This window comes from Arthrobacter flavus (assembly GCF_039526005.1).
Classification (GTDB): Bacteria; Actinomycetota; Actinomycetes; order Actinomycetales; family Micrococcaceae; genus Arthrobacter_D; species Arthrobacter_D flavus.
The window spans coordinates 26,151-45,815 of sequence record NZ_BAAAIJ010000059.1 but is presented as its reverse complement, the minus strand read 5'-3'; the positions used below and the strand labels follow the sequence as shown (position 1 = coordinate 45,815).

The following is a 19,665-nucleotide window of genomic DNA, read 5'->3' as shown; positions in this document are numbered from 1 at the left end:
CACCGAGCTCAACGACTGCCTCACGCATGGTCGCGAGGTCCACGACGCAGGGCACACCGGTGAAGTCCTGCATGATGACGCGAGCCGGGGTGAACTGGATCTCGGTGTCAGGCTCAGCCTCGGGGTCCCAGCTGGCCAGGGCACGCACGTGGTCGGCGGTGATGTTGGCACCGTCTTCGGTGCGGAGCAGGTTCTCCAGGAGCACCTTGAGACTGTAGGGAAGCTTCCCTGATCCCTCTACAGCGTCGAGGCGGAAGACCTCGTATCTGACCCCGGCAACATCGAGCGTCCCCTTGGCACCAAAGCTGTCCATGCTGCTCATTGCTGGGCTCCTCTCGCCTGCACCCGGGAACAACATCCTAGCCCGTCAGCAGTGCGCTATCCCCGGCCGGGGCGGAGTACAGCGAAGGACTCCATGTGGTGGGTGTGGGGGTACAGGTCAAACACCCGGAGGGTGTCCAGTTCCCAGCCCGCCTGCTGGAAATAGCCGACGTCGCGCGCGAACGATGCCGGGTCGCAGGAAACGTACCCGACAGCGCGGGGGCCCGCCGCAGTCACCTCGGTGATGGCTGCCTGCCCCGCACCGGCGCGGGGCGGATCGAGGACCACAACGTCGAGCGAGGGTTTGCGGTCACGGAGGACCCGGTCAACCTTGCCCTGCACGATGTCCACCTGAGTTCGCCCATGGAGATTCCGTTTTGCGTCGCGGGACGCTCCCGCGGATCCCTCAACGGCGAGGACGCTGCCGGTTTCCCCGACCGCGTCGGCGATGGGGGCTGTGAAAAGCCCTGCCCCGGAGTAAAGGTCGGCGGCACGTTCCCCCGGCTGGATGGCCAGCCCGCCAAGGACGGCGTCCATCAACAGTCCGGGCGCGCCCCGGTGAATCTGCCAGAAACCGTCCCCGGTGATCCGGTAGGTCTGGGACCCGACAGTTTCAGCCAGCCAGGTCTTGCCTTTCACCCGCTCGATGGTGCCCTTCTCCGGGTCCCAGAGGGCCACCGATGCTCCGTCGATCTGGTGCACGACGGCGGCGGTCTGTTTCCGTCGGGCGCCGGGTGCCGGCACCAGGAGCACCAGTGGCGGGTCTCCGGCGGAGCCCACGGCGACCTCGACCCGCTGGATTCCGGTGAAGTTGACGGTCCATAGCTGTAGTTCGTTGATGGCGTCGATAGCCAGCGGCATCTCGGCGACGGGGATCAGCTCATTGGAACGGTGTGCGTGCATGGCCAGGTGCCCGTCCGGCCCGACCGCAAAGCTGGCCCTGGTGCGCCACCGGAGGCCGTCGGGGGTTTCACCGGGGACCGGCTCCACCTCAATGTCGCGGTCCACTCCAGCGAGGCGGTGCAGCTGCTCGCTGAAGACCGTTGCCTTCAACTTTCGTTGGGCGGCGAGAGCGATGTGCCCGAACTCGGCGCCGCCCACCGGGGAAGCTCCGCGCTGGGCTGCCAATAGGGCGTCAGCGAGCGGCCACGGGTGGTTGACCCGGTCCGGTGATGCCTGGACCACCTCGACCGCGTCCGCTCGCCAAAAGCTGGCGCCGTCGTCATGCTCGGTCAACCGGGCACGCACCACTTCCCCCGGTAGGGCATGGCGAACGAAAATGACCCTGCCCTCGTGTCGGGCCACGCAGTGGCCGCCGTGGGCTACCGGGCCGATAGTGAGTTCTAGGGTGCCTGCCGGGTCATCTGTCACTGAAGATCCTGAAACTTTCGTGCGGCGTCAGAAGACGCGAGTTGCCAAGGGACACTTGCCACCATAACCCCCGGCTCGAAGTGCAACCGGGTTTTGATTCGAAGTGCTGTCTGGTTGTGGACCAGCTGCTCCCACCAGCGTCCCACCACGTACTCCGGGATGTAGACCACAATCAGGTCCCTCGGCGAGTCGCTGCGGATGCTACGGATGTACTCCATGATCGGCATGATCGTGTCCCGGTAGGGTGACGCCAGGACGGTGATCGGCACCGGAATCTCGTATCGTTCCCAGTCCTGCAGCGTCCGTTCGGTTTCCTCCGGGTCCACATCGACCACGATGGCGTCCAGCTTGGAGGGACGGGATGCGCGGGCGAAAGCCAGGGCCCGAAGCACTGGTTTGCGGACGTGCGACACCAGAATCACCGCGTGCACCCGGGAAGGCAACGCCCGCGAAAAGGTGGTGTCGTCGAGCGCCAGCTCGCGGGCCACCTGGTCGTAGTGCCGTTTGATGCCGTGCATGACGACGAACAGCACCACCATCGCCAGCACCGCCACCCACGCCCCGTACTCGAACTTGGTCACCAGCACCACCACCAGCACGGCGGCGGTCAGCACGAACCCGACCGAATTGATGGCCCGTGATTTTTTCATCCGCCACCGGCGTTTTTTATCGGCGGTGCTCCGCAGCTCACGGGTCCAGTGCTTGATCAGTGCGGCCTGGCTCGCGGTGAACGAGACGAACACGCCGACAATATAGAGCTGAACCAACTGGGTCACATCGGCGCTGAACACCAGGATCAGCAGGATCGCTCCAGCGCCCAGCGCGAGGATGCCGTTGCTGAAGGTCAGCCGGTCGCCGCGGGTCCTGAGCTGGCGTGGCAAATACCCGTCCTTGGCCAGGATCGAGGCGAGCACTGGAAAACCGTTGAAAGCGGCGTGTCCTGCCAGCACCAGGATCAGGGCAGTGGCACCGACGACCAGAACGAACGGCACGGCCGCTTCACTGAAGATGGTGCGGGCGAGCTGGCTCACCACCGGGTTCTGAATGTAATCCTCTGACACCGGGTTGCCGTCCAGCAGCAACTGTTCCTGCGGGTTCTGCACCACATGGACTTTCACCGCGTTCGCGAGATAAATGACACCCGCAGTCATCGCCCCTGCCGCCACCCCCAGCATCAACAGGGTGGAGGCGGCATTGCGGCTGCGCGGGGTTTGGAAGCTTGGCACATTGGCGCTGGGCACTTCCACCCCGGTCAGGGCGGCAGCGCCAGCGGAGAAGGCCCTCAGGATCAGCAGCGCCCCAGCCAGGCCCACGAGACCTGCGTCCAGGGCCGGATCGGGGATGATTTCAAACCGTGCACTGGGGGCCTCGCCCAAAGTCCCGTTGAGCGCCTGGACGATACCTACGGCGCACATGCCCAGAATCGCAGCAAGGAAAACGTAGGTCGGGATGGCAAGGGCCAGCGCGTTACGCGTGACCCCGCGCAGGTTCAGCAACACCAGGACGACAACGCCTGCCACCGCCATTGCCGTCTGTCCCCCGGCCAACCCGGGAGCCAGGGCAATGACATAGTGGGCGGCCGCGGACACCGATACGGCGACCGTCAGGACGTAGTCAACCATCAGTGCTGAAGCGACGGTGAGGCCAGCTGAGTTGCCCAGGTTACGGCGGGCAATCCCATAGTCGCCGCCGCCAGTGGGATAGGCGTGGACGGCCTGCCGGTAGGAAGCAATCACCACCAGCAGCACCACGAGCACCGCAAGACCCACCCACGGGGAAACCGACACAGCGGCCACCCCCGCCAGGGCAAGGGTCAACAGGATCTCATCAGGTGCGTAAGCCACCGAGGAGAGGGCGTTGGCGGAGAACACCGGCATCGCGATCCGCTTGGGCAGGGTCTGATGCCGTAGCCGGTCGTTGCGGAACGGCTTGCCCACCAGGACCCGCTTGGCGGCTTCAAAGAAAGTCAGCACAGCCCACAGACTAGCGCGTTTCCGCCCGCTCAACTCCATTAGGCTGGGTGCAGCGGACGCAGTGCCCCAGCAGGTGGGCAGCGCCGACAAGTAGGCTGGCAATCGTTGGAACGGCAGGTGGCACGGGTGGCGCATTTTGTAATCATGGGGTGTGGCAGAGTAGGCGTCAGCCTCGCTCACACGTTGGATGAGTCGGGACACACCGTCGCGATCATCGACCAGGATGACCGCGCGTTCCGGAGGCTCAGGGGGTCCTTTGGCGGCCGCAAGGTCACCGGGGTTGGTTTTGACCGGGACACGCTGAAGAATGCCGACATCGAGAACGCCTACGCGTTCGCCGCCGTGTCCAGCGGTGACAACTCCAATATCCTCGCCACCCGGGTGGCACGCGAGACGTTTCATGTGCCCCACGTGGTGGCTCGAATCTACGACCCAGGACGCGCGGAAATCTACCAGCGGCTGGGAATCCCCACGGTAGCGGCCGTGCGTTGGAGCGCCGATCAGGTGCTCCGGCGAATCCTGCCTGAACAAAGCATCAACGGAGACTTCAGGGAAACCTCGGGCCGCCTGATCCTGGGCGAGCTCTCGTTGCATGATGGCTGGCTTGGCCGGTCCCTCGCCGATATCGAAGCGGCCTCGGGGATCCGCGTCGCATACCTCACCCGGTTTGGGGAGGGCATGCTGCCCACCTCGGAGACCAGCTACCAGGAAGGTGACATTGTGCATGCAATGATGCGGACCGCCGCCACCGACGAGATAGGGCGTGTTCTCGCCAAGACACCAGTGGAGGAGTCCGAGTGAGGGTCGTCATCGCGGGCGCGGGGAGCGTTGGATCTTCGATCGCCAAGGAGCTGCTCTCCAACAACCACGAAATCCTTCTCATCGATGAGAAACCCGAGGTGATTGGCCGGAGCGGGCTCAAGGGCGCGAAATGGCTGATCGGCGACGCCTGCGAGTTGACCACCCTGAAGGATGCCCGGCTGGATGAGGCCGACGTCGTGGTTTCTGCCACTGGCGACGACAAGGTGAACCTTGTGGTGTCGTTGCTCGCGAAAAGCGAGTTCGGGGTGGGCCGGACGGTGGGCCGGGTCAATAACCCCAAGAATGATTGGATGTTCGACGATTCCTGGGGCGTCGACGTCGCAGTCAACACTCCCCGTCTGATGACTGCACTGGTCGAGGAAGCAGTCGAAATCGGCGACCTGGTCCGGCTACTGACCCTGCAAAGTGGTGTCACCTCGATCGTCGAGTTCACGGTCCCCCAGGAGTCCCCGATCGTGGGTCGGACGCTGGGCTCACTGATCCTGCCCGAGGACTGCACGGTGGTGGCAATCCTGCGGGACGACGCATCGATCACACCGAGCCCCGACGACGTCGTCGAACCTGGCGATGAGCTGTTCCTGATCGCCGCGATTGCCGCGGAGGACGCGCTCCGGAGTGTCCTGCTGGCGATTCCCGGGGAATCCGAGGAACCCGACGACGGCGAGCAGATCGACGCCCCCGGACTGCCTTAGCTGCGTGCGTCGGGGTCGTTGGATTCCTGCAGCTGGGCCGTCGGACGAGACACGAGCCAGGCAAGCCATAGCCCCAATGCGTAAAGGGGGAGCCCCATGATCAGCCTGGTAGTTCCGAGCGCCACGAAATTCTCCGCAAAGTAGAGGGGCATCTGCACGGCGAGTCGGAGGCCGAGAACGGTCACAATAATCCAGGTGGCAATGGTGTACGCCTTGACCCGTACTGGGTCTTTCCGCCATTCGACGCCCTCACCACGGATGAACCCGAACAGGAGGCCGGCAATTGGCCAGCGCACCGCAATGGAGATGACCATTGCGATGATGTAGCCACCGTTGGTGAAGAACCCGGGAACGAAGAAGTCCTCGGCATTCCCGGTACGGCCCGCAACGAAGGCGCAGATCGCCACGCCGATCAGACCTGACAACGCCTGCGTCAGGGGTGTCCTTGAAATCAACCGAATGATCGAGAAGATGGCCGCCACACCGATGGCCGCGATCAGGGAGACCTGCAGGTCCTGGTTGATCGTGAAGATGACGGTGAAGATCAGACCCGGCAGAATGCTCTCAGCCAGGCCCCGCACGCCGCCAATCGACTGCAGGACATCGATCTGCCCGTTATCGTTGCGCTGCACCCCGGATCGCGCGGCGTACTGACCGGCCAACTCTGCGGCTGTAGGACCCTGGCGCGGGGCCGGGTTGTCCCCAGAGGGGGTGCTGGGTGGTGGGGTGGTGCTCACTGCTGTGCCTCCGGACGGCCGATGATTTCATAGCGTGGGTTGTAGATCGTGGGCATCCCGTCCACCGGGCTGACCATTCCTTCGAAGGCGATCTGGGTTCCGGCTTCAATGCCCGGAACCCGGCGTTGCCCGATCCAGACCAACCGTACCTGGGCACTCCGAGGCCGTGAGGTGTGAACCCGACGCTCGAATCCGGCGGTCGACGGCGGAGTATCGTCGGAGACCACCGCAGCGAACTGGGGCGCCGCAGCCCGGGGAAGGATGGTGATCCGGGAAATAAAACCCCGCGCCCGGGCACGCCCCCGGCTGGGAAGCCCCGCCACCGTGGCTGAACGCGACGTCCCCTTGATCCCCTCAAAGCCCGGGCGATCAGCCAATGTGAGTGATCTCGGGTCCGCGCTTCAGCGGATCGGTGAGATCGGGCTTCGGCGCCGCAGCGGCGGCCGGTGCTGCGGAGGCAGTCTCCTTGGGAAGGCGAAGCTGCAGCAGTTCACGTGGCGGCAACGGGTGATCTCCCCTGACCACCACAACATTGCGGAAAAGTTCCTCCATCGGCGCTGCAGCTTCACGGTTGATCGCTGCCGGACCACCAATCACTCCGCGCAGGAACCATCGGGGGCCGTCCACTCCGATGAACCGGGCAACCCGGTACCCCGGCTGGCCCTCGGGGGTTTGAGCCGGAAGCTTGGCTACCAGCTCGGTGCCAAAGGAACCCACCCGGTCCTGGACCGTTCCACCCTGCGCACCGACCGAGACCCCGATCTGTGAACGAATCTCATCCCAGAGGCCATCGGTGCGAGGTGCGGCGAACACCTGCAACTGCAAGTTGGAGCCGTTGAGATCCAGGGTGACGGCGATCACCCGCTTGGTCTTTTCTTCCACCTCAAGCCGAAGCTGGAGTCCTTCGGCTGCTCCGATACGCAACGCTCCGAGGTCAATATATCCGGCGTCGGAATCCTTCTCCGATACGTCGAACGGACCGTTGCTCCGCGAGACGACAATGCCTGCAGCAGGCTCCGCATCGGCTGCCGTAGGTGTGCCGACTGGCTCAGTGGAGCCAGGGTCGACTGAATCTGAATCTGGATCGGTCGGTCCGGCGTCCGTCGTGACCGCGGGGTCCGTTGGCCCAGCAGCCTCGGCGGTTTCGGCTACCTCGACCGGCGCGTCAGCCGGTGTCGTGTCTTCAGCCGGGAGATTCTGTTGCTTCTTCTTCAGGCGCCCAAAAACCATGATTGGGTTCCTTTCCTTGGGTGTGTGGATCCTCCGGGAGGGGGTTCCTAATCTGGATTTCCTTGAGGTTATGGGTGATTCGGAGGGGCCGCAGCATCAACGCTGTAGCCTCCCGTGGAGCCGAAGCCCCCGCTGCCGCGGACCGATCCGGGCAGTTCCTCAACCACGGTAAATTCGGCGTGCTCGACCCGCTGGATGAGGAGCTGGGCGATCCGGTCCCCTCGTTGGAACGCCAGCGATTCAGTTTTGTCGGTGTTCAGCAAGGTGACAGCGATCTCGCCCCGGTAGCCAGCGTCAATGGTGCCAGGAGCGTTCACCACCGTCACCCCATGCTTCGTGGCCAGACCCGACCGGGGATGGACCAGCCCAACGTACCCGTCCGGTAGTGCGATGGCCAGACCGGTTGGCACCAGCAAACGCTCACCTGGCGCCAACCGGAAGTCGATCCGGCTTCGTAGGTCTGCGCCAGCGTCACCCGGCTGCGCATATGCGGGTGGGGTCATCCCGGCGTCGAGGAGCCTAATCTGCACGGGAAGTTTCCGCTGTGGGTCCAGCACGTTCATACTCCAGCTGCCTTGAAAGTGATTGGGGTTAGGCCTTCACTCTAGCGCGAAAACCTGAACGATCACCGGGGGCCAGTAGGTCAGGGGGCGAGGATGAACTACCCAGGAAAATCTGGGAAGGTAGGGGTATGTCAACACCCACGCCCGGATCATCAGTTAGCACTGTCCTCTACGAGGAGCGGCTGTGGCCCGCCCTCTGGATCTGGCTGGTCGCGGCGGGAGCGGCAGGTGCATCAGTGGTCACGTTTGCTCCGATCAATCTCACCACCGGGTTTATTGCTGCCACTGTGGTTGCAGTGGTCCTCGGCACCCTGTTGGTGCTTTCCACCCCTCGGATAGTGGTCACCGCAACACACCTCACGGTGGGGCGGGCCACCATTGAGCGCCGCTTCCTGGGGGGTGCCTCCGCCTTCACCGGTGAGGACGCCACCGCGCAGCGAGGGCCGCAGCTCAATGGGATTGCGTACCTGTGTATTCGCGGCTGGATCTCACCGGTTGTCCGGGTGGAGATCACCGACCCGGATGACCCCACTCCTTACTGGTTGACGTCCACCCGGCGACCGGACCGCCTGGTGGCAGCCCTCGCCAGCTGACGTCTCGTCCCGCGCTGGGCCGATCAGCCCTCGCAGTCGCTGCAGTAGGCGAGCCCGTCTACGTGTTTGGCGATCTGGGAACGGTGCCGAACCAGGAAGCAGGACGCACAAGTGAATTCGTCGGCCTGTGCGGGAAGAATCAGTACCTGGATCTCTTCGCTGGAAAGGTCAGCTCCCGGGAGCTCGAAGGAATCCGCTGCCTCGATCTCGTCGTCGTCAACCACAGGCGACTGGAGGCCAGCGCGGTGGGCCTTCAGCTCCTCGATCGAGGCGTCGCTGGCGTCCTCGGGGCTGATACGCGGCGTGTCGTAATCGGTGGCCATGATTGGGGGTTCACTCTCCGGTGTTCTGTGGGTGTGGCTAGGCGGAACTGTCCAACGTCGAGTCCAACGCTGACAGACGCAATTTTGTGCCCCTACGCCAAAGATTGTCGCTGAACAACCCCGCTGATCCCAATCGGCGTCGAAACTTCCGCGCCACACCACGGGTGTAGTAGGCATGTCGGCGATCAGGTGGCAGAGTTTCAGGGTAAGGAAGCATTGTCGGCTCGGAGGATTTTCATGCAGGAACTACGGCTGGTGGGTGTTCACGAGGACGGCGGACACCTGCTCTTGAACGGTGAGGACGGCTCCAACTTCAGCCTGCCGATCAACGAAGCGCTGCGCATGGCGGTCACCCGCCCAATGGAACAGCACAAGATCAGCACCCCACCGCCCCCCGCAGGCAAACCGGTTGTTCCACTTTCACCCCGCGATATCCAGTCCCGGATCCGCGGCGGCGCCACTGCCCAGGATATCGTCGACGAGTCCGGCCAGGACCTTGCACAGGTACTCAGGTATGAAGGGCCGGTGCGAGCCGAACGCGACTATATGGCCATCCTCGCCCAGCGGGTGGAAGTCTCCTCAGCTCTGCCTTCCAACGACGGCTACCGGTCAGCCTTCGGAGAAAACCCTGCCCAACTCGGCGACATGGTCGCCTACCGGTTGCAGGCGTATGGGGTCGATGCGAACTCTGTTGAGTGGGATGCCTGGCGGCGCCAGGACGGGCTCTGGAACGTGGTGGCACGTTTCGATCTGGCAGCAGACACCCGGGTCACCGTCGGGGAGGAACCTCCCGCCCAATGGACGTTCAATCCCAGCCGCAAAACCGTCCTGAACACCAATCGATGGGCCCAGCTGCTCAGCGAGCTGGAACCGCTCGACGGCCCCCTGCCCACCCGGCGGCTCAGCGCAGTTGCTGATCATGTTTTCGACTTTGAAGCGCAGAAAACTCCTGAGGTTGCAGCCGAGGAAGAAGAAGCCTCGGACAACCTGCTCGACGTCCTTCGGTCCCGCCGTGGGCAGCGTCTCGGCGTGGATGAGGACGGCGATGACGCTCTGGCCCATCTACTGGCCAAGGGAGCGATTCCCGCAGCCCATCCCCGCCCCTCGGAGGACGATGGGACTGAAACCCCCACCTCGGCTGATGACGACGACGCCGAGCCACGCAAGTTCGCGGGTCTGAGCCTGGCCCCGTCGGTTGCCGACGACGTCGAGTCGGGGGTTGAGGACAAAGCGACCTACAGCGACGGCACACCTAGACTCTTCGAATCGGTCAGCACCGAGACCCGGGAAATCAGCATTTTCGCTCGCCCCAATCGGCCAGCACAGCCCGGGCCGGAAGCCGCCGAACCACGCGAAGATCACGGCTCTGCTCCCGAGCACGCCTCAGCGGCAGATCGATCAGCGAAACCGGGTGAGGAAGCACCGGACCGCAAAATCCGGCCGAAGCGCTCGAGCGTCCCCAGCTGGGACGAAATCGTCTTCGGCACCAAAAGCGACTAGTCGCAGAGCACCACTAGCTCGACGATTCTCAGGTCGTCGCTGACCGCTAGGCGAACGGCAGCAACATTTCGTTGTTTTTCGTCGCTGCAGCGGTCCTCAGCGTGACCCGCCGCGTGTGATGGCGCCGGCAGAGTGTTTCGTAGCCGGTGACTGGCCCGTGCGGAGACTGGGCAACCGTTCCGTCGGTGAGCGGCAGTTCCGGCTGGAGCGGATCCCGGGGCTCCGAGGCTAGCTCCACGTCGCCGACGACCACCTGGTCCCCTTCAACGACCATGACGCCGTCGACGGTTCTCGCGTTATGGGTTGCCCGTCGTCCGCACCAGCAGAGCGCCTCCACCTGAAGGACCTGGACCCGGTCGGCGAGTTCGATGAGTCGCTGCGAACCGGGAAAGAGCCTGGTGCGGAAATCGGAGGTGATACCGAACGCGAACACGTCGACGTCCATCTCGTCGACGATGCGGGCCAACTGATCGATTTGTTCGCCCAGATAGAACTGGGCCTCATCGCAGATGAGGTAGTCCACCCGTTCAGCTGACGTCCGGCGCCTGACGATTTCGGCCCAGAAGTCGGTGGTGTCGGTGACTTCCACCGCGATGGTCTGCAACCCGAGCCGGCTAGAGATCATTGCCTCCCCCGCCCGGTCATGGGAGCTGAAGAGCAGACCGGCCCGGCCACGGGCGCGATGGTTGTGGTCCATTTGCAGCGCCAGGGTGGACTTCCCGCAGTCCATGGTGCCGGAGAAAAAGATCAGCTCAGCCACGGGGGCCCTTCCCGCCCGGGCGGTTCAGGGTCAGGAGGGGGACTTCCCGCTCGGCCCGGGTGAGCGAACCGTGCTGGCCGACCACTTCCATTGCTGACGCGGAGGTCCGACGGCGATCGTATAGCGCGATGGGCTCCCGCGCTGCGATCATGAGGTCTCCGATGCGGGGCAGCACCCGCTGATCGACCTCGCCAAACAGGCCCGCGTCAACAGCCTGGTCGCGGGTGAAGATCCAGGCGAGCCGGCCGTAGGCCTCCCGCCACGCTTCGATGAGTCGTTCCTGCCCTCGGGCGGACAGGCCCGGTTCAAAGTACAAGTGGAGCATCCGCGGCTCGCCAGCGGTGTGGGCCACCCCGTCGATGAGCTGCGGTTCGGTGGAGAAATCGTGGCGCTGATCGACGTCGACGTCGACCATCCCGTGATCGGCGGTGAGCAGGAGCAGCGTATCGGATGGCACCCGGGCAGCGAGGGTCCTGATCGCTGAGTCAACATCTTCCAACTGGTTGCCCCATTCAGCCGAGCCGCAACCGTGGCGGTGGCCGACCTTATCCATTTCGTTGAGATACAGGTAGACCAGCGCCCGGTCGGAGGCAGCAAGTTGCTCATGGGCGCCACGCACTCGGGCCTGCAGGGTTCCCGCTGCCACATAACTGCCGCCCCGCAACGCCGCCCTGGTCATGGCAGAGTCAGCAAATTTGGGGAGGGACACGCTGACCACCGGGAGCTGCCCGGCGGCCTGCTCAAAGACTGAGGGATACGGTTGCCACTGGAGCGGATCGACTCCCGGGTCCCACCCGCCCAGCATGTTGACGACCTTCCCCTGCTCCGGGTCCAGCACATCGTAGCCAACCAGCCCATGCTTGCCCGGGGCCAGGCCCGTGCCCAGGCTGGCGAGGGACGCGGCTGTGGTTGAGGGGAACGCCGAGTGGAGGGTTCGTGCACTCTCCAGATGGCGGCGCAGGAACGGCGCGTGACCGCCGCGTTTCTTCAGCAAGGCGGAGCCAAGCCCGTCAACCACCACCACACACACGCGTGCGGCCTCGGGCAAGCCCAGGGCGTTGAGGAAGGGCCCGGACGCTGAGTCCAGTCCCAGGGCCGCCGCCGCGCTGGTGAAGACCTCGGCGACGGTGCTTGACCCATAGGGCGGCGCCGCCGGAAGAGGCTCCCGGTGTTCGATCAGAGATTCCACCAGCGGCTAGCCCTGGTGGTGGGTGCGGCTGAAGCGGGCACCGAGGCCGGGCTGCCGCCGCGACGTCGGGCTGCCGGAGCTGCCGGCACCCGGCACCACCGGGTTGGCCGTGTTGACCTTCCGGAGGGCCCTGGCAAACGACTTCGCGTTTTGGACCGCCTGCATGCCGTCGGCCTCAGCACTGACGCGCAGCACAATATCTTCCTGGGAAATGGTGCCGGTGTAGCCGTGGTCGGCGTCGCACTGGGGGTCGCTGCACCCGGCCGGACCCATGTCCAGGCGCTGCCCGCCGGACCAGGCGATGGCGAGGGTCAGCTCCCGAGCCTGGTCGGACGGTTTGTAGTCCTGGGGCTGGGCGTAGAGGTAGCTGAGGACCACTGAGCGGATCTGGCTGACCGGGACGGACTCGGTGGAGACCTGGGCCATCATCTGCTGCCCGTCCTCGTCCAGCTGCTGGTCGTCGACGTGGGTGATCACCAGCATGTCCTCAGTGAGAACGAGCACGGTGATATGACGGTGCACCTCGTTGCGTTCGAAGTGGGTTTCGAGGTGCGCCACGTGGGAGAGCGGTTCCCGGCCGTCAAGGGCGTCGTGCACCGTGTCAGCCACCAGGCGCGGGTAAAACCCTGCCCGTTCCAGGGAGGCGTCGAGGCTGCGGCGTTCAGCGGAAAACGATGTCATACCTCCAGTTTCCCCCACCCGGGCACCCGCCACCTAACCCGGTGGCCGGTAGGGCGCGCCGCTCCCCCGGAACGGTGACCCACACCGTCGTCAGTCCCGCATGGCCCGTCGCGCACTGTCGGTGCGACGCTGCGGGTTGCCGACCATAATCTCGGTGCTGAGGATGACCAGTCCGGTGGCCGAGACCAGTACCGGGTTGAACTCAAGCAAAGCGATCTCCGGGTGGTGGTCCTTCAGGACAGCCACCCGGCTGATCAGGTTTTCGATCGCGGCGATGTCGGTTGCCGGCAGCCCCTGGTAGCCGAACAGTTTGCGGGATGCGCGTGGGCCGCGGACCAGATCGGAAACGTCGACGGCGGATAGTGGCGGGATACTGTGCGCCCAGTCATCGAGGAGGTCGACGGCGTCGCCTGCCAGTCCGAAGGACAGCACCGGACCCAGCAGGGGATCTTCAATGGCGCGGAGCGTGCACGCCTGCCCGGACGGTGCCATGGACTGCACCTCCATTCCGCTGACTCCGAAGGGTGCCAAGACCTTTTCCATCTGCGCAATGTTCTGGCGGAGGGATTCTGCGTCCTCAATGTTCAACCGGACACCCCCCAGATCGAGGCGGTGCCGGAGATGTTCATCCACAGTCTTGATGACCACCGGCCACCCGAGCCGGTCGGCGGCGTCCACCGCCTCATCGGCTGTGGCGAAGCGGACGGATGGCAGCAGGGAAATCCCGTAGTGGCCAAGCAGGGTGGCCGACTCGGCACCGTCCAACCGGGTCAGGCCATCGCCGTCAACCCGGAGCAGCGCCTGCTGCAGCACCGTTGACGCGGCATCGAAGTCGATGTCAGCCGGTTCGTGGAAGCCGCCGCTGTCCCGGGAGCGCCATCGGGCATAGGTCACCACTGCACTGAGGGCGGCGACGGCGGCCCCCGGGCCGGCGTAGCAGGGCACCCCACGCTGGCTGGGCAGTGTGGCGTCCCCGTCGGCTGACGCCACCGGGTTTCGGGGTGAAGCCAATAGCCCGTCTGATTGCACTGCCGGGTCCAGGATGCCAGCGAAGGAGGCGACGAGAGGCTTGTTGGCCGTCTCGGCGCAGTCCCGCAGGCAGCTGGCAATGGCCTCGACTGTCAGCCCTGGCGCAGGGAGCAGCGCGACAACGGCCGAGTGCACTTCATCGTCGGCCAGCGCGTCGAGAATGGCCGCGCGCAGGACTGGCAGCGCAACTGACTGCCCGGTGTCCAGATCGATATCCGTCACCAGCCGCCGCACGTCCAAGGACTGGGCGGCGGCGGCGTCGGCCACCACCTTGCCGAGGGCCAGCGAATTGCTGAACACCGCGAGCGCTGGACCGGCAGGAAGGGGCTGGCTGACGAGAATCTGGGCGATGTCCACCAACTGCGCAGTCGTTTCCACCCGGATGACTCCCGATTGCCTCAGCATTGCGTCGAGCGCCCCCGAGGGTGCCTGGGTGATGCGCACAGCGTGGCCGGGCGGTAGCTGCAGACCCATGACATCAGACTTCGCAACGATGACCGGCTTGGTTTTGGCTAGTCGGCGGGCAATCCTGGAGAACTTGCGGGGGTTGCCCACCGACTCCAGGTAGAGACCCACAGCGCGGGTGGAGGGGTCATCTTCCCAGTACTGCATCGCGTCGTTACCCGAGATGTCCGCCCGGTTACCAGCGGACACGAAGGAGCTCAGGCCCAGTCCGCGCCGCCCTGCCGCCGCGTACAGCAGCACTCCGATCGCCGCTGACTGGCTGAATAGACCCAGTGAACCGGCGGCTGGCAGCGCGGGGGCCATCGAGGCGTTGAGCCGGACCTCCGGGTGCGTGTTGACCAGGCCCAGTGATGCCGGACCGACCACCCGCATACCGTAGGCCCTCGCACGATGCACCAGGGCCCGCTGCCGTGCCAGTCCTTCAGCGCCGTCGTCGGCGAACCCGGCGGTCGCCACAAGGAGGCCCTTCACGCCGGCCACGCCGCACTGATCCACGACCGACGCCACCTGGTCATAGGGGACGGCGATCACGGCCAGGTCGACCGGCCCCGGGACTTCCCCGATGGAGGCGAACGAGATCATGCCCGCCAGTTCGAAGGCCTCGGGGTTCACCGCATAGACGTCACCGGTGTAGCCGCCATCGATGATGTGTTCGAGGAAGGAGTACCCGACGGTTCCCCACTCGCGGCTGGCACCGATGACGGCGACCGACGACGGCGAAAGCAGTCCGGCGACGCTGCGCGCCTCGGCGCGGTGCTCCCGGGACTCCATCACGGCGCGCGATTTCTCGGTGGGGTCAATATTGAACTCCAGCATCACCACGCCGTCGTCGAAGCGCCGTTGCACCTCGTAGCCGGCTTCCGCGAAGACAGTGATCATCTTGCGGTTTTCCGGCAGGACCTCTGCCGAGAACCGGCTGATGCCGTTCTCCCGGGCAGCCGCAGCAAGGTGTTCGAGCAGGATCGACCCCAATCCCCTGCCCTGGTGGGCATCTGAGACGTTGAAGGCGACCTCGGCTTCGGTGGGATCATCGAGCCGGTCGTACCGCCCAATACCCAGGATGTCCGTGCCGCGGGTGACGACGAATGCCACACGGTCCCGGTGGTCCACTTCGGTGAATCGTTTGAGCTCTTTGTTGCTCAGCGAAGACTTGTAGGTGAAGAACCTCAGGTAGATCGAGTTCTCGGACTGGAGCATGTGAAAGTGCTGCAATGCCGGGGCATCGTCGGGCGAAATCGGCCGCAAATGTGCTGTGGCGCCGTCCCGCAACACGACGTCGGCCTCCCAATATTCCGGGTAATGTCCGCCAGCAGCCATAGACTCACCCTAGTGGGCGTTCGGCGTTCACGTCATTACTCTTGGCAGCACCTACCCTTTTTTCACAACCCGAGGACCATCCGATCATGGCCAGGCGCCAAAGCACAGCAGCCCCGGTGGATTACACCGAGAAGATCATCGACATTGACGTCACTTCCGAAATGGAAGGCTCTTTCCTTGAGTACGCGTACTCGGTGATTTACTCCCGGGCCCTCCCCGATGCCAGGGACGGGCTGAAACCGGTGCAGCGGCGCATCCTGTACATGATGACCGATATGGGGCTGCGCCCGGACCGTGGCCATGTGAAGTCCGCCCGGGTGGTGGGCGAAGTGATGGGCAAGCTCCACCCGCACGGCGACGCCGCGATTTATGACGCGATGGTTCGCATGGCACAGGACTTTTCCCTGCGCCTGCCCCTGATCGATGGGCACGGCAACTTCGGGTCACTCGATGACGGCCCGGCTGCCCCCCGCTATACCGAGGCTCGCCTCGCCGCGGCGGCCCTCACCATGACCGATCACCTGGACGAAGACGTGGTGGATTTCGTCCCGAACTACGACAACCAGCTCATGCAGCCGGAGGTGCTTCCTGCCGCCTTCCCCAACCTGCTGGTCAATGGGGCCACCGGTATCGCCGTCGGCATGGCGACGAACATGGCCCCCCACAACCTGGGCGAAGTCATCGCGGCGGCCCGGCACCTGATCGCCAACCCTGACGCCGGGCTCGATGACCTGATGCGCTTCATCCCCGGCCCGGACCTTCCCAGTGGCGGAAAGATCGTGGGGCTGGAGGGCGTGCGGGACGCCTATGCGACCGGCCGGGGGTCCTTCAAGACCAGGGCCACCGTGGGGATCGAGCAGCTTTCCGCCCGACGCACCGGCCTCGTGGTGACTGAGTTGCCCTACACGGTGGGCCCCGAGAAAATCATCGAGAAGATCAAGGACGCCGTCACGTCGAAGAAGCTCCAGGGCATCTCCGACATTGTGGACCTGACCGACCGTCGTCACGGACTGCGCCTGGTGATCGAGCTCAAAAACGGCTTCAACCCCAACGCCGTGCTGGCTCAGCTGTACCGGTACACGCCGATGGAGGATTCGTTCGGCATCAACAATGTGACCCTCGTTGACGGTCAGCCCCGGACACTGGGCCTGGTGGAGCTGCTGCAGGTCTATATCAAGCACCGGCTGTCGGTGGTCCGCCGCCGCACCGCGTACCGGCTGGGACGCAAGATGGACAGGCTCCACCTGGTCGAGGGTCTGCTGATCGCGATCGTCGATATTGACGAGGTCATCCAGATCATCCGCTCGTCGGACGAATCAGCCCAGGCCCGGGAACGGCTGATGTCGATCTATGATCTGACCGAGCTGCAGGCAAACTACATTCTTGAGCTTCGGCTGCGACAGCTGACGAAGTATTCACGCATCGAGTTGGAGAAGGAGCAGGACGAGCTCCGCAGGGAGATTGCCCTGCTGGAGGAACTGCTCGGCTCGGAAGAGAAGCTGCGCGCCCTTTTGTCGGACGAACTTGCAGAGGTGGCGGCGAAGTTCGCCACTCCCCGTCGCACGGTGTTGCTGGAGTCCGAGTCCAGTGCCCCCCTGAAGGGCACGGTGATGCCTGCGGTGACAGCGCCCGGCGGGAAAACGACGCCGATACCCCTGGAAATTGCCGACGATCCCTGCTGGGTGATCCTGTCGACGTCGGGACAGCTGGCTCGCACCGCCGACCAGGAACCGTTCGGTGAGGGCGGGCAACGGGTCAAGCACGACGTGTTCAGTTCGGTGCTTCGTTCAACGGCGAGGGCAGAGGTCGGAGCGGTCACCTCGGCCGGGCGAATGCTGCGCCTTCAGGTGATGGATATGCCTGCTCTCGCACCCACCGCCGGGATCCCCAATCTGGCGGGCGGCGTACCTGCGCAGGAGTTCATGACCCTCCTGCCCGGGGAATCCCTGGTGGGGTTGGCCCCCCTCGACGCGGTGATCGCCCTGGGCAGTGCGCAGGGCGTGGTGAAACGGGTGGCGCCCGAGTATCCACTGAACCGCGACGAATGGGAGATCATTTCCCTCAAACCCAAAGACAAGGTGGTGGGCCTGGCAGCGGCCGGCGACCAGGACCTGCTGGTCTTCATCACGGCTCAGGCGCAGCTGCTGCGCTTCCCCGCATCGACCGTCCGTCCGCAGGGCCGGACCGCCGGTGGGATGGCAGGCATCAAACTGGGATCCGGTGACTCGGTCATCCACTTCGGCGCCGTGGGTGCCGAGGATGCGGCCGCCGTCGTCGTGACGATTGCCGCCGCGAGCGGAGCGCTGCCGGGCACGTCGGCGGGATCGGTCAAGGTGACCGATTTCGCTGAATATCCAACCAAGGGTAGGGCGACAGCGGGGGTCCGGGCTCACCGGTTCCTCAAGGACGAGGACATCCTGCTGCTCGCCTGGGCCGGACACGGTCCGGCAAAAGCCGCATCAGCTTCCGGTGTGTCCCGCGCGCTTCCTACCGAACACGGGCGCCGTGACGGTTCTGGTGTCAGCCTGAGCCACTCTGTTGACTCGATCGGCCCCAGCCCCGCCCAGGGTTAGCCCCGGGGCTAACCTCGACAACTCCGTCAATGGTTTAGATGGGCAGTTCGAACACCCTGACCCGGTGGGTAGCTATGTAACCCAGGCGTTCATAGAGGCCAAGGGCACCCGATGGGTTCTCGGTATCGACGCCCAGCCCAGCATGCTCCATCCCGTCAGCTTTGAACCGGCGCATCGCCTCGGCCAGCAGGGCTGGGGCGAGCCGTAGGCCCCGCCATTTCCGTCGCACTCCCAACAGGTCGGTGTAGCCCTCAGTGTGGCCCAGCAACTCCCGGGACGCGGGATCGTAGCTGGCCAGCTGGTAGGCAGCCACTTCGCCGGATGCCTCGTCCACCACCGCGAGGCTCCATTCGGGTTTGAACTCGGGGTGCGTCACGGTGAACCGCCAGGATTCCTCGTCGCGTGGTTCACTCCCCCAGTGGTCCTGGAACGCCTCGTTGTGGGCGAGCCGCACCGCCTCGGAGAGGTCATCCGAGAACGTCACAATCTGCAGCCCCGCTGCGATCTCAACTTCAGGGATCTCCGCCTGCAGCGGCCGGGTCATCTCCGTAAAATATCTGACGACGGCGTTGCCGGTCACCTTCATTAGTGCCAGGTGGGATGGCACCCGTTCCTCCGCGTAGGTGCGCAGCACTCCCTCCCCGACGCCGTCGTCGTCCAACCGGCGACGCGCGCGCCCCGCCTGCCAAGAGTAGAGTGCGGTACCGATCCCCTGCCGTCGCCAGGCGGGGTCCACTCCACCCATGCTGTGAATCAGGGTGGACCCGGGGTTTCGCTGGATCACCCCGACGGCGCGGGCCACACCCGCATCGTCGAGACCCAAAATGGTGTCTCTTGCCGGGTCAGTTTTCGATGAACCCAGGATCTGCTGCAGGTCGGCCCGCTCCTCCACCCAGTCCGGCTGGTCTTCCTTGGCCATCCGGTGCAAGAGCTCGAGCCAGCCATCCAGGTCACCGGCCGTGATGGCACGCCACTGCAGCGGTGTACCGGTGGGAAAGAAGTCCGATTCTGGCTTAGTCATGGCAAAAGCCTAAATCACCACCGGGTAGGTCAACCATCGGATGAGCAATCGACCGCTTGTTCTACCGTATGTAGAAACTTGTCGAAAAAGAGAGTAGATTTGAGCTAATCATCCGAAATTTTAACGAAGGACTTGCATGGCCACCCTCGGAGAACTCGAACGCACAGTGATGGATCTGCTGTGGGGCACCCCCGGGGCACTGACCGCAAACGATCTGCGCGACCTGCTGGCACTGGCAACGGAAGACGCCCTGGGCAAGGAACTTGCTGTCACAACAGTGCTGACTGTCCTCTCGCGGCTGGAGAAGAAGGGACTGGTGGAACGGGAGCGGGAAACCCGCCCGCACCGCTACCGTGCAATCACCAGCCGGGAGGAACATACCGCTGAGTTGATGCACGAAGTCCTCGTCACTGCCCCAGACCGGGAAGCCGTGCTGGCGCGGTTCATCGGAAGCGTTTCCGACAGCGAGGCACAGGCTCTGCGCAAACTGCTCGGCAGCTGAGCG

18 protein-coding genes and 1 pseudogene are annotated in these 19,665 nt (G+C 64.7%); 6 read left to right on the top strand and 13 right to left on the bottom strand.

What is annotated here, in order from left to right; translation table 11 throughout:
• The 3 genes and pseudogenes from acnA to ABD059_RS15175 form a co-directional block, all read right to left on the bottom strand.
• A pseudogene (gene acnA / locus ABD059_RS15185) lies at nt 1-322 on the bottom strand (aconitate hydratase); the annotation flags it as partial.
• Between the two features lie 56 nt (nt 323-378).
• A complete protein-coding gene (locus ABD059_RS15180) occupies nt 379-1,692 on the bottom strand; it encodes a class I SAM-dependent RNA methyltransferase (RefSeq protein WP_343881551.1) in 1,314 nt (437 codons plus the stop codon).
• Nucleotides 1,689-3,665: an APC family permease gene (locus tag ABD059_RS15175; RefSeq protein WP_343881549.1), complete on the bottom strand. Its 1,977-nt coding sequence runs from the start codon at nt 3,663-3,665 to the stop codon at nt 1,689-1,691. Before ABD059_RS15175 ends, ABD059_RS15180 begins: the two co-directional genes overlap by 4 nt.
• Before the next feature lie 126 nt (nt 3,666-3,791).
• Here ABD059_RS15175 and ABD059_RS15170 point away from each other — a divergent pair, with 126 nt between their 5' ends.
• Nucleotides 3,792-4,466 (top strand): potassium channel family protein, encoded by a 675-nt coding sequence (locus ABD059_RS15170; protein WP_343881547.1) that lies wholly within the window; start codon nt 3,792-3,794, stop codon nt 4,464-4,466.
• Nucleotides 4,463-5,179 (top strand): potassium channel family protein, encoded by a 717-nt coding sequence (locus ABD059_RS15165; RefSeq protein WP_343881545.1) that lies wholly within the window; start codon nt 4,463-4,465, stop codon nt 5,177-5,179. The genes ABD059_RS15170 and ABD059_RS15165 overlap by 4 nt, the downstream gene beginning before the upstream one ends.
• Here ABD059_RS15165 and ABD059_RS15160 read toward each other — a convergent pair.
• The 4 genes from ABD059_RS15160 to dut form a co-directional block, all read right to left on the bottom strand.
• On the bottom strand, nt 5,176-5,916 hold the full coding sequence (locus tag ABD059_RS15160) for a DUF3159 domain-containing protein (protein WP_343881543.1): 741 nt from the start codon (nt 5,914-5,916) through the stop codon (nt 5,176-5,178). The two genes, ABD059_RS15165 and ABD059_RS15160, sit on opposite strands and share 4 nt — an antisense overlap.
• Entirely contained in the window at nt 5,913-6,293 is a 381-nt protein-coding gene (locus ABD059_RS15155; protein ID WP_343881541.1) for a single stranded DNA-binding domain-containing protein, read from the bottom strand. The genes ABD059_RS15160 and ABD059_RS15155 overlap by 4 nt, the downstream gene beginning before the upstream one ends.
• On the bottom strand, nt 6,286-7,146 hold the full coding sequence (locus ABD059_RS15150; RefSeq protein ID WP_343881539.1) for a DUF3710 domain-containing protein: 861 nt from the start codon (nt 7,144-7,146) through the stop codon (nt 6,286-6,288). Before ABD059_RS15150 ends, ABD059_RS15155 begins: the two co-directional genes overlap by 8 nt.
• Before the next feature lie 68 nt (nt 7,147-7,214).
• Entirely contained in the window at nt 7,215-7,709 is a 495-nt protein-coding gene (gene dut, locus ABD059_RS15145) for a dUTP diphosphatase (protein WP_343881537.1), read from the bottom strand.
• Nucleotides 7,710-7,837: 128 nt separating this feature from the next.
• Between dut and ABD059_RS15140 the strand changes: the two genes are divergently transcribed.
• Nucleotides 7,838-8,302 carry a DUF3093 domain-containing protein gene (locus ABD059_RS15140; protein WP_343881536.1) on the top strand — a complete coding sequence of 155 codons (465 nt, stop codon included), beginning with the start codon at nt 7,838-7,840 and terminating at the stop codon, nt 8,300-8,302.
• A 23-nt stretch (nt 8,303-8,325) separates the two neighbouring features.
• On the opposite strand, the gene ABD059_RS15135 is transcribed toward ABD059_RS15140, so the two are convergent.
• The gene (locus ABD059_RS15135; protein WP_343881534.1) at nt 8,326-8,625 is read right to left on the bottom strand and encodes a DUF4193 domain-containing protein; all 300 of its coding nucleotides are present in this window, start codon (nt 8,623-8,625) and stop codon (nt 8,326-8,328) included.
• A gap of 237 nt (nt 8,626-8,862) precedes the next feature.
• Between ABD059_RS15135 and sepH the strand changes: the two genes are divergently transcribed.
• Nucleotides 8,863-10,125, top strand: a complete 1,263-nt coding sequence (sepH, locus tag ABD059_RS15130) for a septation protein SepH (protein ID WP_343881532.1) — start codon at nt 8,863-8,865, stop codon at nt 10,123-10,125.
• A 46-nt stretch (nt 10,126-10,171) separates the two neighbouring features.
• Here the strand turns inward: sepH and ABD059_RS15125 are convergent, their stop codons facing one another.
• The 4 genes from ABD059_RS15125 to ABD059_RS15110 form a co-directional block, all read right to left on the bottom strand.
• Nucleotides 10,172-10,885: a thymidine kinase gene (locus ABD059_RS15125; protein ID WP_343881530.1), complete on the bottom strand. Its 714-nt coding sequence runs from the start codon at nt 10,883-10,885 to the stop codon at nt 10,172-10,174.
• Nucleotides 10,878-12,074 (bottom strand): alkaline phosphatase family protein, encoded by a 1,197-nt coding sequence (locus ABD059_RS15120; RefSeq protein WP_343881528.1) that lies wholly within the window; start codon nt 12,072-12,074, stop codon nt 10,878-10,880. The genes ABD059_RS15125 and ABD059_RS15120 overlap by 8 nt, the downstream gene beginning before the upstream one ends.
• Nucleotides 12,075-12,080: 6 nt before the next feature.
• Nucleotides 12,081-12,755, bottom strand: coding sequence for a DUF5998 family protein (locus ABD059_RS15115; RefSeq protein ID WP_343881526.1), 675 nt, complete (start codon nt 12,753-12,755; stop codon nt 12,081-12,083).
• A gap of 90 nt (nt 12,756-12,845) precedes the next feature.
• Nucleotides 12,846-15,566: a bifunctional acetate--CoA ligase family protein/GNAT family N-acetyltransferase gene (locus ABD059_RS15110; RefSeq protein ID WP_343881524.1), complete on the bottom strand. Its 2,721-nt coding sequence runs from the start codon at nt 15,564-15,566 to the stop codon at nt 12,846-12,848.
• 86 nt (nt 15,567-15,652) lie between these two features.
• On the opposite strand from ABD059_RS15110, the gene ABD059_RS15105 reads away from it, so the two are divergent.
• A complete protein-coding gene (locus tag ABD059_RS15105) occupies nt 15,653-18,139 on the top strand; it encodes a DNA gyrase/topoisomerase IV subunit A (protein ID WP_343881522.1) in 2,487 nt (828 codons plus the stop codon).
• 34 nt (nt 18,140-18,173) lie between these two features.
• Here ABD059_RS15105 and ABD059_RS15100 read toward each other — a convergent pair whose 3' ends face one another.
• Nucleotides 18,174-19,160 (bottom strand): GNAT family N-acetyltransferase, encoded by a 987-nt coding sequence (locus ABD059_RS15100; RefSeq protein WP_343881520.1) that lies wholly within the window; start codon nt 19,158-19,160, stop codon nt 18,174-18,176.
• 136 nt (nt 19,161-19,296) lie between these two features.
• Between ABD059_RS15100 and ABD059_RS15095 the strand changes: the two genes are divergently transcribed.
• Entirely contained in the window at nt 19,297-19,662 is a 366-nt protein-coding gene (locus tag ABD059_RS15095; RefSeq protein WP_343881518.1) for a BlaI/MecI/CopY family transcriptional regulator, read from the top strand.
• Nucleotides 19,663-19,665: the final 3 nt, after the last annotated feature.